Annotated in this window: 13 protein-coding genes; 8 read left to right on the top strand and 5 right to left on the bottom strand. The window is 73.3% G+C overall.

All coding sequences use genetic code 11. The features are described 5' to 3' along the window. The first annotated feature begins 89 nt into the window (after positions 1 to 89). The 5 genes from AB0G35_RS01405 to AB0G35_RS01385 all read left to right on the top strand — a co-directional run bounded on the left by AB0G35_RS01405 (position 90) and on the right by AB0G35_RS01385 (position 5,071). Complete coding sequence (locus AB0G35_RS01405; RefSeq protein ID WP_360941806.1) at positions 90 to 1,373, top strand: FAD-dependent oxidoreductase; 1,284 nt, start codon at positions 90 to 92, stop codon at positions 1,371 to 1,373. A 166-nt stretch (positions 1,374 to 1,539) separates the two neighbouring features. Beyond that, complete coding sequence (locus AB0G35_RS01400; RefSeq protein WP_360941803.1) at positions 1,540 to 1,905, top strand: Rv2175c family DNA-binding protein; 366 nt, start codon at positions 1,540 to 1,542, stop codon at positions 1,903 to 1,905. Positions 1,906 to 2,034: 129 nt separating this feature from the next. Then, complete coding sequence (gene thiE, locus AB0G35_RS01395; protein WP_360941800.1) at positions 2,035 to 2,685, top strand: thiamine phosphate synthase; 651 nt, start codon at positions 2,035 to 2,037, stop codon at positions 2,683 to 2,685. Between the two features lie 139 nt (positions 2,686 to 2,824). Then, on the top strand, positions 2,825 to 3,742 hold the full coding sequence (gene metF / locus AB0G35_RS01390; protein WP_360941797.1) for a methylenetetrahydrofolate reductase [NAD(P)H]: 918 nt from the start codon (positions 2,825 to 2,827) through the stop codon (positions 3,740 to 3,742). Positions 3,743 to 3,778: 36 nt separating this feature from the next. Then, positions 3,779 to 5,071, top strand: a complete 1,293-nt coding sequence (locus AB0G35_RS01385; protein WP_360941794.1) for a hypothetical protein — start codon at positions 3,779 to 3,781, stop codon at positions 5,069 to 5,071. A 31-nt stretch (positions 5,072 to 5,102) separates the two neighbouring features. Here the strand turns inward: AB0G35_RS01385 and AB0G35_RS01380 are convergent, their stop codons facing one another. The 5 genes from AB0G35_RS01380 to AB0G35_RS01360 all read right to left on the bottom strand — a co-directional run bounded on the left by AB0G35_RS01380 (position 5,103) and on the right by AB0G35_RS01360 (position 11,581). After that, positions 5,103 to 6,626: an NAD(P)/FAD-dependent oxidoreductase gene (locus tag AB0G35_RS01380; RefSeq protein WP_360941791.1), complete on the bottom strand. Its 1,524-nt coding sequence runs from the start codon at positions 6,624 to 6,626 to the stop codon at positions 5,103 to 5,105. A 92-nt stretch (positions 6,627 to 6,718) separates the two neighbouring features. Continuing rightward, on the bottom strand, positions 6,719 to 7,339 hold the full coding sequence (locus AB0G35_RS01375) for a DUF4126 domain-containing protein (protein ID WP_360941788.1): 621 nt from the start codon (positions 7,337 to 7,339) through the stop codon (positions 6,719 to 6,721). 420 nt (positions 7,340 to 7,759) lie between these two features. After that, positions 7,760 to 8,383: a TetR/AcrR family transcriptional regulator gene (locus tag AB0G35_RS01370; RefSeq protein ID WP_360941785.1), complete on the bottom strand. Its 624-nt coding sequence runs from the start codon at positions 8,381 to 8,383 to the stop codon at positions 7,760 to 7,762. Between the two features lie 35 nt (positions 8,384 to 8,418). Further along, positions 8,419 to 10,626, bottom strand: a complete 2,208-nt coding sequence (locus tag AB0G35_RS01365; RefSeq protein ID WP_360941782.1) for a YhgE/Pip domain-containing protein — start codon at positions 10,624 to 10,626, stop codon at positions 8,419 to 8,421. Continuing rightward, positions 10,598 to 11,581, bottom strand: coding sequence for an ATP-binding cassette domain-containing protein (locus AB0G35_RS01360; protein WP_360941779.1), 984 nt, complete (start codon positions 11,579 to 11,581; stop codon positions 10,598 to 10,600). Before AB0G35_RS01360 ends, AB0G35_RS01365 begins: the two co-directional genes overlap by 29 nt. Before the next feature lie 426 nt (positions 11,582 to 12,007). Between AB0G35_RS01360 and AB0G35_RS01355 the strand changes: the two genes are divergently transcribed. The 3 genes from AB0G35_RS01355 to AB0G35_RS01345 all read left to right on the top strand — a co-directional run bounded on the left by AB0G35_RS01355 (position 12,008) and on the right by AB0G35_RS01345 (position 14,257). After that, positions 12,008 to 12,523: an SAV_6107 family HEPN domain-containing protein gene (locus AB0G35_RS01355; RefSeq protein WP_360941777.1), complete on the top strand. Its 516-nt coding sequence runs from the start codon at positions 12,008 to 12,010 to the stop codon at positions 12,521 to 12,523. Positions 12,524 to 12,845: 322 nt separating this feature from the next. After that, on the top strand, positions 12,846 to 13,601 hold the full coding sequence (locus AB0G35_RS01350; RefSeq protein ID WP_360941775.1) for a methyltransferase: 756 nt from the start codon (positions 12,846 to 12,848) through the stop codon (positions 13,599 to 13,601). A gap of 260 nt (positions 13,602 to 13,861) precedes the next feature. Then, positions 13,862 to 14,257 (top strand): DUF3040 domain-containing protein, encoded by a 396-nt coding sequence (locus AB0G35_RS01345; protein ID WP_360941772.1) that lies wholly within the window; start codon positions 13,862 to 13,864, stop codon positions 14,255 to 14,257. Positions 14,258 to 14,389 lie beyond the last annotated feature (132 nt).

Below are 14,389 nucleotides of genomic sequence, written 5' to 3'. Positions count from 1 at the left end.
CGGACCCGGACGGCGGTCCATGACGGTGTGTCAGAGATCTCCTTGCGCGCTGCTGCGAGCCGCGTCGCCGACCGTCCTAGAGTGATCGGGTGAGCGAGCAGAGCAAGTCCCCCCAGGCCCCGGACCACACGCCGCGTGTGGTGATCGTCGGCGCCGGAATCGCGGGCGTGCAGACCGCGGTCGCCCTGCGCGAACAGGGCTGGCCCGGCACGATCACGCTGATCGGCGACGAGCCGCACCAGCCCTACGACCGCCCGCCGCTGTCCAAGGCGGTCCTGCTGGGCAAGGCCGACGGCTCCGCCTTCGACGTCGACTTCGCCGGACTGGGCATCGACCTCCACCTCGGCCGCCGGGTCACCGCCCTGGTCCCGGAGGAGCGCGTGGTCGAGACCGATGAGGGCCGGGTGCCGTACGACCACGCGGTGATCGCCACCGGCGCCGACCCGATCACGCTGCCCGGCAGCGAGGGGCTGCCCGGCGTCCACCTGCTGCGCACCCTCGACGACGCCGAACGGCTGCGGCCGGTGCTCGCCGCCCAGCACGAGATCGTGGTCGTCGGGGCCGGCTGGATCGGCGCGGAGTTCGCGACCGCGGCCCGGGAGGCGGGCTGCTCGGTCACCGTCGTCGAGGCCGCCGACCGGCCGCTGGCCGGCGCGCTGCCCGCCGAGGTCGCCGCCCACATGACCGGCTGGTACGCGGACGCCGGCGCCGAGCTGCGGCTCGGGGCCCGGGTCGCGTCCGTCACCTCCGGAGCGGTCACCCTGGCCGACGGCACAATGCTGCCCGCCGACGCGGTGGTCGTCGGGATCGGCGCCCGCCCCGCCACCGCCTGGCTGGCCGGCTCGGGCGTCGAGGTCTCCGTCGAGGACGGCTCCGTCCTCACCGACGAACAGCTGCGCACCTCCGTCCCCGATGTGTACGCGGTCGGCGACTGCGCCTCCTTCCCCTCCACCCGTTACGGCACCCGCCTGCTGGTCCACCACTGGGACAACGCCCTCCAGGGTCCCCGCACGGTCGCCGAGAACATCGCCCGCGCCGGATCGGAGGGGCTGGTCTACGACCCCGTCCCGTACTTCTGGTCCGAGCAGTTCGGCCGGTTCGTGCAGTACGTGGGCCACCACGTGGACACCGACGAGCTGGTGTGGCGCGGCGACCCGTCGGGGGCGGCCTGGTCGGTGCTCTGGCTGCGCGGCGCCGGAGGTCCGGGCGGGACACCGGCCGGCGGGAGCCCGGCGGGCCGGCTGGTCGCGCTGCTCGCCGTCGGGCGGCCGCGGGACCTCGCCCAGGGACGCAAGCTCATCGAGCGGGGCGTGGCACTGGACCGGGAGCGGGCGTCGAACGCGGCGGTGCCGCTGAAGGCCGCGGCGCAGTAACCGGCGGGAGCCTGGGGCATCGGGGCATCGGGGCATCGGGGCGGCGGGGCACGGCAGGCGCACCGGCGGGCGTGCCCCGGGCGCGTCGTCACTCTCCGGTGTGCCGGAAACCCCTGATGGGGATGCCCGGCTACCGGCTGTCAGTGCGAGGTGGCAGGCTTGTCCTGTGACCGAGATTGACGCAAAGATCGATGGACTCGTTCCCGCCTGGCTCACCCTCCCCGACATCGCCGAACGGCTCGGCGTCGAGGTGACCCGTATCCGGCAGCTGGTCAAGGAGGGCCAGCTGATCGCGGTGCGCCGCGGCGAGAACCGGGTGCTCCAGGTGCCCGCCGATTTCATCAAGGACGACAAGGTGGTCAAGGGCCTCGTCGGCACGCTCACCCTCCTCAAGGACGACGGCTTCACCGACGAGGAGATGCTGGAGTGGCTGTTCACCGAGGATGAGAGCCTGCCCGGCACCCCGGTCCAGGCGCTGCGCGAGAACCGCGGCACGGAAGTCAAGCGCCGGGCCCAGGCGCTCGCCGTCTGACGTCCCCGCCGCCGCGGCCGCCCCGGCAGCCGCGGCGGCCTCCGCAGCCACCTCGATCCATCACCGCCTTCGGGGCGTACGGACCGGAAGACCCGGTCCGTACGCCCCTGACCTGGGGGGAAGCCGCCCATGAACACCACACGACAGGCCCTGTCCGACGCCCGGCTCTATCTCTGCACGGACGCCCGCAAGAAGCAGGGCGACCTCCCGCAGTTCCTGGACGCGGTGCTCGCCTCGGGGGTCGACATCGTCCAGCTCCGCGACAAGGGCATGGAGGCCGGCGAGGAGCTGCGGCACCTGGAGGTCTTCGCGGACGCCTGTCGGCGGCACGGCAAGCTGCTGGCCGTGAACGACCGGGCGGACGTGGCGCACGCCGCCGCCGGCGACGTGCTGCACCTCGGCCAGGGCGACCTGCCGGTCCCGGCCGCCCGCGCGCTGCTCGGCCCGGACGTCCTGATAGGCCGCTCCACGCACGCCGAGGCCGAGGTGGACGCCGCGATCGCCGAAGCGGGCGTGGACTACTTCTGTACCGGCCCCTGCTGGCCGACGCCCACCAAGCCCGGCCGGCACGCCCCCGGCCTGGACCTGGTCCGGTACGCCGCGGCGCGCGCCCCCGAGCGCCCCTGGTTCGCGATCGGCGGGATCGACGCCGGCAACCTCGACGAGGTGCTGGCGGCCGGCGCCCGCCGGGTCGTGGTGGTCCGCGCGATCACGGAGGCGGACGACCCGGGCGCGGCGACCGCCGCACTCGCCAAGCGCATCCGCAGCTGGGACGCCTGACCGGGACGGACCTGCTCCCGGCGCGGATTTCCGGGCCCGTCGGGCCGCAAAATGTCCACCCACTGGACATGAAGCGGACCAACCAGGCATAACGCCGATGACGGTTGGTGTGTGACCGGCTGCTGGTTAACCTGCCCGTATGGCCCTAGGTACAGCTTCCACCAGGACTGATCGCGCACGGACCGTGCGTGAACTGCTCGCCTCCGGCAAGCAGTCCTACTCTTTCGAGTTCGCCGCCCCGAAGACCGAGAAGGGTGAGCGGACCCTGTGGAACGCCATTCGTCGGATCGAGGCCGTCTCCCCGACCTTCGTCTCCGTGACGTACGGCGCCGGCGGCACCTCCCGTGACGGCACGGTGCGCGCCACGGAGCGCATCGCCACGGACACCACCCTCACCCCGGTGGCCCATCTGACCGCGGTCAACCACTCCACCGCGGACCTGCGCAACATCATCGGCCAGTACGCCGACGCCGGGATCCGCAACATGCTCGCCCTGCGCGGCGACCCGCCGGGCGACCCCATGGGCGAGTGGGTCAAGCATCCGGACGGCGTCTCCTACGCCGCCGACCTGGTCCGGCTGATCAAGGAGTCCGGCGACTTCTGCGTCGGCGTCGCCGCCTTCCCCGAGATGCACCCGCGCTCGACGGACTGGGACACCGACGTGACCCATTTCGTCGCCAAGTGCCGGGCCGGCGCGGACTTCGCCATCACCCAGATGTTCTTCTACCCGGAGGACTACTTCCGGCTCCGCGACCGGGTCGCGGCGGCGGGTTGCCAGACACCCATCATTCCGGAGATCATGCCGGTCACGAACGTCCGTCAGATCGAGCGGTTCGCGCAGCTCAGCAATGCCGCGTTCCCGCCCGAACTGGCCGAGCGCATCCTGGCCGTCAAGGATGACCCGGCGGCGGTACGCTCCATTGGCATCGAGTACGCGACCGAGCTGTGTTCGCGCTTGATGGCCGAGGACGTGCCCGGGTTGCACTTCATTACCCTCAACCACTCCACGGCGACTCTGGAAATCTACGAGAATCTAGGGCTGCATCAGCGGCCCTGATCACGGTGGCCGGCGAGCGGCGGAAGAGGGGCGTATATGGGCTGGACGATCCTCTACATCGCGTTCGGCCTGGTCGCCCTGTGGCTGCTGGGCGAGGTGCTGCTCCAGTACAAGGCCCGGCTGCGCTGGCGACTGCTCGCCTTCGCCGGCTTCCTCGGCGTGGTCGTCGGCGTCGTCATCCCCTCGGTGATCGTGATCGGGGCCGGTCTGATCGCGTTCGCCGTCGGCCAGACCAATGTGACGCTCTCCTTCAAGCGCGGCTTCACCGAGGGCTGGACGCTGGGCGGCAGGAAACCCGGTGAGAGCCGGCGGCGCCGCGGCCGCCGGTCCGGTCCGCCCGCCGCCGAACCGTCCCTGGAGGTCTCCGGCATCGAGGCGGTGCCGCCCGCCGACGGCCCCGGCGCCGGTCCCGCCGACGTCCCCCAGGCCCGTCCCGGCCGGGGTCTGGACGGCGGTCCGGACGGTGGCCCGGACACCTTCGAGAGCACCGGCGGCTTCCAGAGCCCCGGCTTCCCCGGCCAGGACGGCTACGGCGGCCAGGACACCTACGCCGGTCAGGACACCTACGCAGGCCAGGACACCTACGCCGGTCAGGACACCTACGCCGGTCAGGACACCTACGCCGGTCAGGACACCTACGCCGGTCAGGCTTCCTACGACTACGCGGCCGACGGGTACGGCACGGGTGGCTACGGCGGCCCGGACCCGTACCAGGACCCGCAGGACCGCAGCGTGTTCGCCACCCAGTCCTTCGACACCCAGCCCTTCGACACCACCACCGTCTACGCGCCGCAGCCGATGCCCGAGGAAACCGGTCAATACGGCGTTTACAGCCCGGATGCCCGTGCCCCGCAGAACAGCGGCTACTCCGGCTACGACGCGTACGGTGCCACCGCGGACACCACCGCGGACACCACGGCGGGCAGCGGCGCCGCGGACGCCAACGGCTATGGCTACGACGGCAGTTACGGCTCGCCCGCGGCCGGTCAGGACACCTACGGCGACCCGTACGCGGCCTACGGCGACGGCTCCGGCCAGGCCGGCTACTCCGACTCCTACAGCGGCCAGCAGTACGCCGCGCCCTACGACCCCTACGCCCAGCCCGATCCCTACGCCCAGCCCGACCCCTACGGCCAGGCGTCCTACGGCGGGCAGTCGTACGACGGCCAGGACCAGCCGGCGGGACCGAACCCCGGCCAGGGCTACGGCGAGACCCCGCCCGGCGGGCTCTGGGTCCCCCAGCAGCGCGGCGACGACCTGCCGCCCGAGCAGCAGCCCTACCCGCCGTACCAGCAGCAGGGCTACGACGGCCAGCCGTACCGCTACTGAGCCGACCGTCCCCGGCTCCCCCGGACCGGCCCTACGTGGAGCCGTGCCAGTCGTCGCCGTGCACGATCAGGCCCGCGACGAGCGCCCCGGACATTCCCGCGTGCGCCAGGCCGCCGCCCGGATGGGACCAGCCGCCGGCCACGTACAGCCCCGGTATCCGGGTGCGGTTGCCGGGCCGCAGGAAACGGCCCTCCTGGCCCGGAAGCGCGGGGGCCGGTACCAGCTCCTCGTCCGCCGGCGGCAGCACCTCGCGCCACAGCACCCGCTCGCGCAGCCCCGGCACCGCGGCCTCGGCCACCGCCACCAGCCGGTCGGCCTCCTCCTCGACGGCCGGACCGTCGGGCCGGTCCACCGGGCCGTGCGGCGCGACCGTCGCGGACAGCGTCACCGCCTCGTGCTCCCCGTCGGGCCGCGTCGTGGGGTCGTCCGGGCGCAGCACCGTCACCGTCGGCCGCGCACAGGGCGTCCCGAGCCCCCCGCTGCCGTCCCCGAACACCCCGGCCAGCTCCGCCGCGCGGTCGGCCGCATGCACCACCGTGCGGTGCGCCGCGCCCGCCTCGCGGGCCCCGCGCAGGGCCAGACAGACCGTCAGACGCCCTGGGGCGCGGTCCGCCGGGCCGGTCCGCGGCCGCACCGCGTCCGCGCCGTAGGGCTCACGTCCGCCGAGCAGCCCGGGCAGCCGGGCCGGATCGACGCCCGCGACCACGAAGGCGGCCTCCTCCAGCCGGCCGTCGGCCAGCTCGACGCCCGCCACCCGGCCGTCCTTCTCGGCGATCCCGGTCACCTCCGCACCGAAGGTGAACTCCACCTTGCGGGCCAGACAGCGCTCGTACAGCGCGTCGGCCAGCGCCCGCACACCCCCGCGCGGATACCAGCTGCCGAAGGTCTGCTCCATGTACGGCAGCACCGCGGCGCTCGCCGGTGCGCTCCGCGGGTCCAGGCCGTACGCCAGCGCATGGCTCTCCAGCAGGGCGACCAGCCGGGGGTCGGCCAGCTCGCGGCGGGCGATCTCGGCGAGGGTGGCCGTCGTCGGCCCCTTGTCGCGCCGGCCGAACAGCCCGCGCCGGCGCACCGCCGGATACGGATCGCGGCCCAGCACCTGCCAGTCCTGCCACAGCGGCTCCTCCAGGAGCGGCCGGCGGGCGGCGTCCCAGGCGTCCCGGGCGCGGCCCACCAGCTCGCTCCAGCGCTCGCCGGCCCCCGCGCCCAGCGCCTCGTCCAGCGCCGCGAGCACGCCGGCCCGCGAGGCGTTGGGCAGCGAGACCGCCGTACCGTCGGCGAAGACATGGCGGCTTGCGGGATCGACCTGGGACAGCTCCAGGCAGCTCTCCAGCGGCTCGCGGCCGGTCTTGAGGAACAGGTCGCGGTAGACCGCGGGCAGATGCAGCAGGCCCGGTCCCGTGTCGAAGGTGAAACCGTCCCGTGCCAGCTGCCGCACCGCGCCGCCATGCGTCGCGGCACGCTCGAACACCGCCACCCGGTGGCCCGCGACGGCCAGCCGGGCGGCGGCCGCCATCGCGCCCATCCCGGCGCCGATCACCGCAATCCGTGCCATGCCTGCGACTTTATCCGCCGCCACTGACAACGCCGGCACGGGCGGGTGCGCCCGCGGCCGACGGCCCGCTCAGGCCGCAGGCCATACCCCGCTCAGCCCGCCGGCGGCACCCCGGCGCCCGCCGCGGCCAGCCGCTTCTCCGCCCGCCGGGCCCGACGACGGCGCAGGTAGCGGCGGATCCGCGACCACAGCACGGCCACCAGCACCATGCCCGTGAGCAGCAGCAGCGCCGCGATGGACGCCGCGATCACCGGGTGGAACACCGCGACGACCACGATGCCGGCCACGCCCAGGTCCTCCAGCAGGCTCAGCACGATGTTGCTGGCCGGCTCCGGCGAGGTGTTCACCGCGATCCGGGTGCCCGCCTTGACCAGATGGCTCAGCAGCGCCGTGGAGCCGCCCACCGCGCCCGCCGCCAACTGGGGCAGCGACCCGTCGTGCCCGGCCAGCAGCGCCGCCACCACGCCGCCCGCGACCGGCCGGACGACCGTGTGCACCGCGTCCCAGACCGAGTCGACGTACGGGACCTTGTCGGCGATCGCCTCGATGAGGAAGAGCACCCCGGCCACGATCAGCACGTCGGGGCGCTGCAGCGCGGCGGGCACGTCGTCGGTGACACCGGCCGTGCCGAGCAGTCCGAGGAGCAGGACGACGGCGTAGGCGTTGATCCCGCTCGCCCAGCCACTGGTGAAAACCAAGGGAAGTACGGACACGCCGCAGATGGTAGGCCGCCCCTGGGGCGCCGTGCTCAGTTTTGAGTATCCGTACTCAGACGGCCAGATGAGTAGGTACGCGGATGGGCCGGCGGCCGCCCGGACGGAAGAGTAAGGGCCACGGAAGGGAAGCGGCGCCGCACCGCCGACACGGGGCGGCGGAACGGCGCGGCTCCCCACCGTGACGGGGGAAGACGGGGGAGTACGGGGGAGTACGGGGGCTCCACGGGGGAGCACGGGGGAAACGCCGCCCTGGTCGGATCGATGGGGGAACGATCCGCGCCAGGGTGGCGCACTCTCCGGTGCGGGCCCGCGGGGGAACACAAATGGGGTGCGCGCCGTACCTGACCAATACGGCGCGCACTCGTCATTTTCTGCCGCGTTCGTCCGCGGTGCCGGTACCGAATGTGTGGCCGGTCGTCACCGGTCTTCCGCGGGGCGGCCGGTCACCCGCCCCTGGAGCAGCCGCGACAGCGCGGCGTGCACATCGTCGAGCGACCGGTCCGGCTGGTACGACTGCCAGTCCAGGGCCGCCACCAGGACCATCCCGAACAGTGCCGAAGCGGTCAGCGGAATGTCGATCTCCTCGCTCAGCTCCTCATTGGCGACCGCCTCGCGCAGCACGTTCTCCACGACCGTGATGGCCCGCTCGCGCACCACCATCAGCGTCGACTGCCAGGCGCGGTTGGTGCGCCACAGTTCGGCGACGTAGAGCTGGGTGAGCGCGGGGTAACGGGAGATGAAGTCCAGCCCGGCCCGGATCATCGCGTCCAGTGCGTCGATCCGGCTGCCGCCCCGGTCGGCGACCTCGTCGGCGGCCGCCTGCAAGGAGGTCGCCAGCAGCTCTATGCCGTGCCGCAGCAGCTCCTCGAAGAGGACGTTCTTGCTCGCGAAGTTGTAGTAGACCGTGCCCTTCGCGACCCCCGCCCGCTCGGCGATCTCGTCCACCGTGGTGGAGGAGAAGCCCTGTTCGGCGATGAGTGTGACCGCGGCTTCGAAGAGCTTGCGCCGGGTGGCGTCGCGGCGTGTGTTGGAGCTGTCCATGGGGGCGATTGTGCCGGTCGCGGCAGTCTTTGTGTTCACAGGCTCAGCTCCGGGTGGAGGTCCTTCATCCGAATCACCTGGCGGCCGCGGGCGGTCAGCGAGGTCAGTATCAGCGCGCCGACGGTGAAGGCCACCAGCACCGCACCCCCCTGCCACACGGGCGCGAGGTCGCCGCCGGTGATGAGCCGGCGCAGCCCCTCCACGATGTAACTCATCGGCAGATACGGGTGGATGGCGCCGAAGAAGCCGGGGCTGGTCTGCACCGGGTAGGTACCGCCCGCCGAGGTCAGCTGGAGCATCAGCAGCGCCAGCACCAGGATCCGGCCGGCCGGCCCGAACTGTGCGTTCAGCCACTGCACGATCGCCGAGAAACACGCCGTGACCAGCACCAGGAAGCCGAGCGTGCCGGCCGCCCTGGCCATCTGGAGGCCGAGCCCGAAGTGCAGTACGGCCATCAGGGCCGCGGTCTGCAGCACGCCCACGCCGACCACCGGCAGCCAGCCGGAGACCGCCACCCGCCAGGAGGAGGCGCCCATCGCCAGCGCCCGCCTGTTGAGCGGCTGGATCAGCATGTACGCCACCATGGCGCCGACCCACAGCGACAGCGGGATGAAGTACGGCGCGAAACCGGTGCCGTAGTTGGGCGCCTTGTGGGCGGCTCCGGAGGCCAGCTGCACCGGGTCGGACATCACCAGGGTGCGGGCGTCGCGCTCCTTCTTGCCGTAGTCGGGGATCCGCTTCGCCCCGTCGTGCAGCCCGCCGGCCAGCTTCTGCGAGCCGTCGGAGAGCTTGAACATGCCGCCGTCCAGGGTTTGCGCGCCGTCCTTGAGCTTGCCCACCCCGGAGTCGAGGTCGTGCATACCGGCCGCGGCCCGGCCCGTGCCGTCGTGCAGTCGGTGCGCGCCGTCGTTGAGCCGGTCCGCGCCGGCGGCCAGCTTCGCATTGCCCGCGGCCAGCTTGCGGGCGCCCGCGGACACCTTGTGCGCACCGTCGTTGAGGTCGTTGATCTTCTTGACCGCGGCGTCCATGTCGGCGCCCAGGGTGGGACCGCGCCGCGCCAGCTCGCTCGCCAGCGAGTGCAGGGTGTCCAGGTCCCGGCCGAGCCGGTCGAGGTTCTTCTGGTCATGGACGTAGCCGCTGACCTCCTCGGCCTTGTCCGCCGCGGTGGCCGCCTGGTCCTTGATGCGCTTCAGCTCGGCGCAGGAGGTGTCGAGGCTGACCCCGTTCTCGCAGCGCAGCCGGTAGTAGGTGGCGAGGTGGTCGGAGATGCCCCGGGAGAGCTTGGCCCCCGTGGCGGCCGCCGCGGGCAGCTTGTCCAGGTGGTCGCGGACCGCCTGTGAGCCGTCCGCGACGAGCTGGGCGGCCTCGCCGATCTCCTTGCCGTGCGCCCGGACGAACGGCCCCACCTTGCCGACGACGCCGTTGACGGTGTCGGCCAGTTGCTGCGTCCCGTCGGCCACCTGCCCGGCGCCGTCGGCCAGTTGGCGCGAGCCGTCGGCGGCCGTACCGGCGCCGCGGGCGAGGTCGCCGCTCCCTCGGGAGAGCCGCCCGGCGCCCGCGTTCAGGTCACCGAGACCGGTGACGAGCTTGCCGCTGCCGTTCTTGGCGCTGCCCAGACCGTCGGCCAGTTTGCCGGCGCCGTCCTTGGCCTGCCCGATGCCGTCCTTGAGCCGGTCGGCGCCGTCCGCGGCCTGCTCGGTCTTCCCGTGCAGCGTCGAGAACGAGACGAAGATCTTGTCGAGGAAGGCACGCGACGACTTCGCCGAGGCCGCCGCGCGCACCTCGGAGAACACCGTCCGGGAGATCTGCCCGACGATGTAGTTGTTCGCGTCGTTCGTGCGCACCTTGAGGGCGCCGGTCTCCGGGTGGTCACCCGAACTGGAGGCGATCCGCCGGCTGAAGTCCTTCGGGATGGACAGCGACAGGTAGTACGTGCCGTCCTCGACGCCCCGGGCGGCCTCCGCGGCGTCCACCGGGTGCCAGTCGAAGGTGTGGCTGTCCGCGAGGCCGTCGACGATGCTGTCGCCCGCCGAGAGGTGCTTCCCGCCGGCCTCGGCGCCCTTGTCCTCGTTGACCAGCGCGACCGGTATCTTGTCCAGCCGCCCGTACGGGTCCCAGAAGGACCACAGGTACAGCGCGCCGTACAACAGCGGCAGGAGCAGCAGCGCGGCCAGCGCGGCGCGCGGCAGCTTCCCCCTCCCGAACCGCTTCAGCTCAAGCGCGGCCAGCTTCGGCGAGCGCATCGGCCGCCCCCTCCTCGTCGTCCTTCGCCCCGTCGTTGCCGTCCCCGGCGTCCGTGCCGTCCCCGGGGTTCGTGCTGTCCCCAGCGCCCCGTGCGGCCCCCGGGTCCGTGTCGTCCCCGGGGTCCGTGCCGTCCCCGGCGGCCGGACCCTGCGTGGGTTCCTGCGTGCCCGTGTCCTGCGTGTCCTCGGGGCCCTGCTCGCCAATGTCCTGAGCACCCGTGGACCCCTGCCCACCGGCCGCCTCCGGGCGGTTGCCGGTCCGGACGAGCACCACGTCCTCGCCGTCCCCGGGCGGCTCGCTGCACACCGCGAGGACCGTCGTGCCGGCCGCCGCGAGGCCGCGCAGCATCGCCCAGGCGGCAGTTCGCTCCTCGTCGGAGAGCTTCAGATCGGTGTCGTCGACGGCCAGCAGTCGTGGCCGGCCGATCAGCGCGAGCGCCACGGAGAGCCGCAGCGCCTCCAGCCGCTCCAGGTCACGCACCGAGGTACGGATCCCCTTGGGCAGCGCCGCGAGGTCGAGTCCGGCCGCCGCCAGCGCGTCGTCCACCAGGGCGCGGGCCTCGGCCCGGCGCTCCCGGCGCGGCCGCAGCAGGGCGCGCAGCGAACCGCCGAACCGGCCCTGCAACAGGGCGCGTTCCCGCAGATGCTCACCTACGGTCAGAGAAGGTTCGAGGTCGGCGATCCCGGGCACATGCGCGAGTGCGGTGACCGACCGGACCGCGGCCTTCTTCTTGGGCAGCGCCAGCCCGCCGATCTCGGCGGTGCCCTCGGCGGACTTCATCCGGCCGGTGAGCGCGAGCAGCAGACACGTACGGCCCGAGCCCGACGGGCCCTGTACGGCGATCAGCGAGCCGGGTCCGGCCGAGATGCCGACGTTCCGGAACGCCCAGCCGCGGGGGCCCTTGACCCCGAAACGCTCGGCCGTGACCGCCGCCCCGCGCGGGGTGCTGTCCACGATCCCTCCCTTGCACTGACTGGTCAGTACAAAAAGTATGCCGCATCCCACCCCGCGTTACGCAAGGGGGTACGGCGAATCGGTTCGCGGCCCGTGCATCGCCCGCCCATGGCGGGGAGGTGGCGCGGCGTGAACCGGCATGCCGGGGAGGCGCGAACCGCCCACGCCGGGGAGGCGTGCACCGGCCACGCAGGGGAGGCATGAACCGCCCACGCCGGGGAGGCGTGAACCGGCCACGCCGGGGGGCGGGAGCCGCCCGGTCCGAGACGCCTGGAATCGCCGCCCTGCCCCTCCGCGCGAAATCCGCCGGCTGTCCGGTGAAAGTGCAGGTCAGAGCCGATTGTCAGTGGTGTGCCGCACGATGGGGTCAGACGGGCCGAATCAGCGTTCGGTCCCGAACCGGCATGTGACGACAGGAGGTTCGTCATGGCAGCTCGTCCCAGCGGGGGCAGCTCCGCTGCGTACGGTCCCCCGAGTGATGTCCACCCCGTCCTGCGCCGGGCGGCCGCACCACCCGCCGCCCTGGCCCTGCTCGCCCAGGCCCGGCAGGGCCTCGAAGAAGCGCGCACCCTGGAAGCCCCCAACGAGCGCTTCGCCACCGCCCATCTGGCCGCGCTGCGCACCGCCGCCGCGGTCCTCGCCGTGCGCGCCCGTCCGGAGGCCACCCTACGCCGCAGGCCGGGCGCCGCTCCGCGGCGCAGCCGCCGGGAGAGCATACGCAGTGCCTGGGACCTCCTCCCCGAGGTCGCGCCCGAACTCGCCGAGTGGAGCGCCCTGTTCGCCTCCGGCGCCGCCCGCCGGGCCCGGGCCGAGGCCGGCATAGCCGGCGCGGCCAGCACCCGGGACGCCGACGACCTCCTGCGGGACGTCGCCATGTTCCTGCGCCTGGTCGAGCGGATGCTCCTCCTCCAGCCCCCGCTGCCGCCCCAGCGGGCAGGCTGAGCGGGCAGCCGCAGGGGAAGCGCCGGGCCCGCGGGTGAGTGACCGTGGCGTCACGCTCCGCGGGGTGGGGGCCGGTCGTCACCCGCTCCGAACGGCTCCGCGACCAGGTCGTCGAGCAGGTCGGCGCATGCTCCGCGAGGCAGGGTGAGCAGGTCGGCACATGCTCCGCGGGGCAGGGTGAGCAGGGTCGGCGCACGCTCCGCGAGGCAGGGTGAGCAGGCCGTCACCCGCTCCGCGGGACTCCGTGGGCGGCGGACGGCGCGGGACGGAATAGGGTGGTGGACGACTGGATGTTCATGCCCCCGCCGAGGAGCCACCCGCCGTGTCTGACCCGCTGCGCCCGCGCGCATCCCTTCGTACCGCCGTGGTCTGGGACGTCCTGAAGGACGCCCTGGAGCGCCGGGTCAAGGCGGCCGGGCGCGACGCCCTGGACGTCCTCGACACCGGCGGCGGCACCGGCAACTTCGCCGTGCCGGTCGCCCGCCTCGGCCACCACGTCACGGTTGTCGACCCCAGCCCCAACGCCCTCTTCGCCCTGGAGCGGCGGGCCGCGGAGGCCGGCGTCGCCGACCGGATCCGAGGCGTTCAGGGCGACGCCCACGGCCTGTTCGACGTGGTCGAGCGCGGCGGCTACGACGCCGTGCTCTGCCACGGCGTGCTGGAGTACGTCGACGACCCCGCCGAGGGCATCCGCAACGCCGTCGACGCGCTGCGCCCGGCCGGCACCCTCAGCCTGCTCGCCGCCGGCCTCGGCGGTGCCGTGCTCGCCCGTGCCCTGGCCGGCCACTTCACCGAGGCCCACCAGGCCCTCACCGACCCGGCCGGCCGCTGGGGCGAGGGCGACCCGGTGCCCCGCCGGTTCACCGCCGAACAGCTCACCGACCTGGTCTCCGCCACCGGCCTGGAGGTCGGCGCGGTGCACGGCGTCCGGGTCTTCGCCGACCTGGTCCCGGGCGTACTCGTCGACACCGAGCCGGGCGCCATGGACGCCCTGCTGAAGCTGGAGGCGGCCGCCGCCGAACAGCCCGCCTTCCACTCGGTCGCCACCCAGCTCCACGTCCTCGCCGAGCGCGACTGACCCGCGGAGCAGGTCCGGCCGGCCGCGTGCAGTCGGCCACAGGCCACCCGATCAGCCCCTTCGCCCCGTATGATCGGTGTACGACGTTCCGGCATGACGGACAGGCCGGTGGGGAATGCAGGCAGCATCACCACCGGCCGCCACGGCGGCCCGGACAGTGAACTGGCGTCGAGGGGCGGGTTTCACGGGGGCGATTCCCTGCCTATCCTGAAAGGGTCGCACCCCGGTCGCCCCCCGCGACCGACGAGTAGGAGGACTCCGTGCCGCTCTCGGAGCACGAGCAGCGCATGCTCGAGCAAATGGAGCGAGCGCTGTACGCCGAAGATCCCAAGTTCGCGACAGCGCTTGAGGGAAGCGGGCTGCGTACGTACACCCGGCGACGGGTCTACCAAGCGGTCGCGGGCTTCCTGGTGGGTATCGCCCTGCTCATGGCCGGCATGGTCGCGCAGCAGATCTGGATCAGCGTGGTCGGATTCCTCGTGATGCTCGGGTGTGCCGTGCTCGCGGTCACCGGGTGGCGCAAGGCGCCCAAGCCCGGGGAACAGCGCGTCGGTGCCGAAGGCCCGGCGCGGCGTCAAGCCCGGCAGCGGCGCTCGATGATGAACCGCATCGAGGACCGCTGGCAGCGCCGCCGCGACGAACAGCAGGGCCACTGACCCCGCCCCGAACGTCCGCCCCGTGACGCGCCGTCGCCGCGTCCCGGTCTTCGTCTTCGTGCTGTGGCCGCCCGATACCCTCGGGCGGCCACAGCACGTTTTTCTGCCCCGGCAGGTTCTGCTGCTTTCTGC

This window comes from Streptomyces sp. NPDC021749 (genome assembly GCF_040640655.1).
Classification (GTDB): Bacteria; Actinomycetota; Actinomycetes; order Streptomycetales; family Streptomycetaceae; genus Streptomyces.
This window is presented reverse-complemented; position numbering and strand designations above follow the sequence as displayed.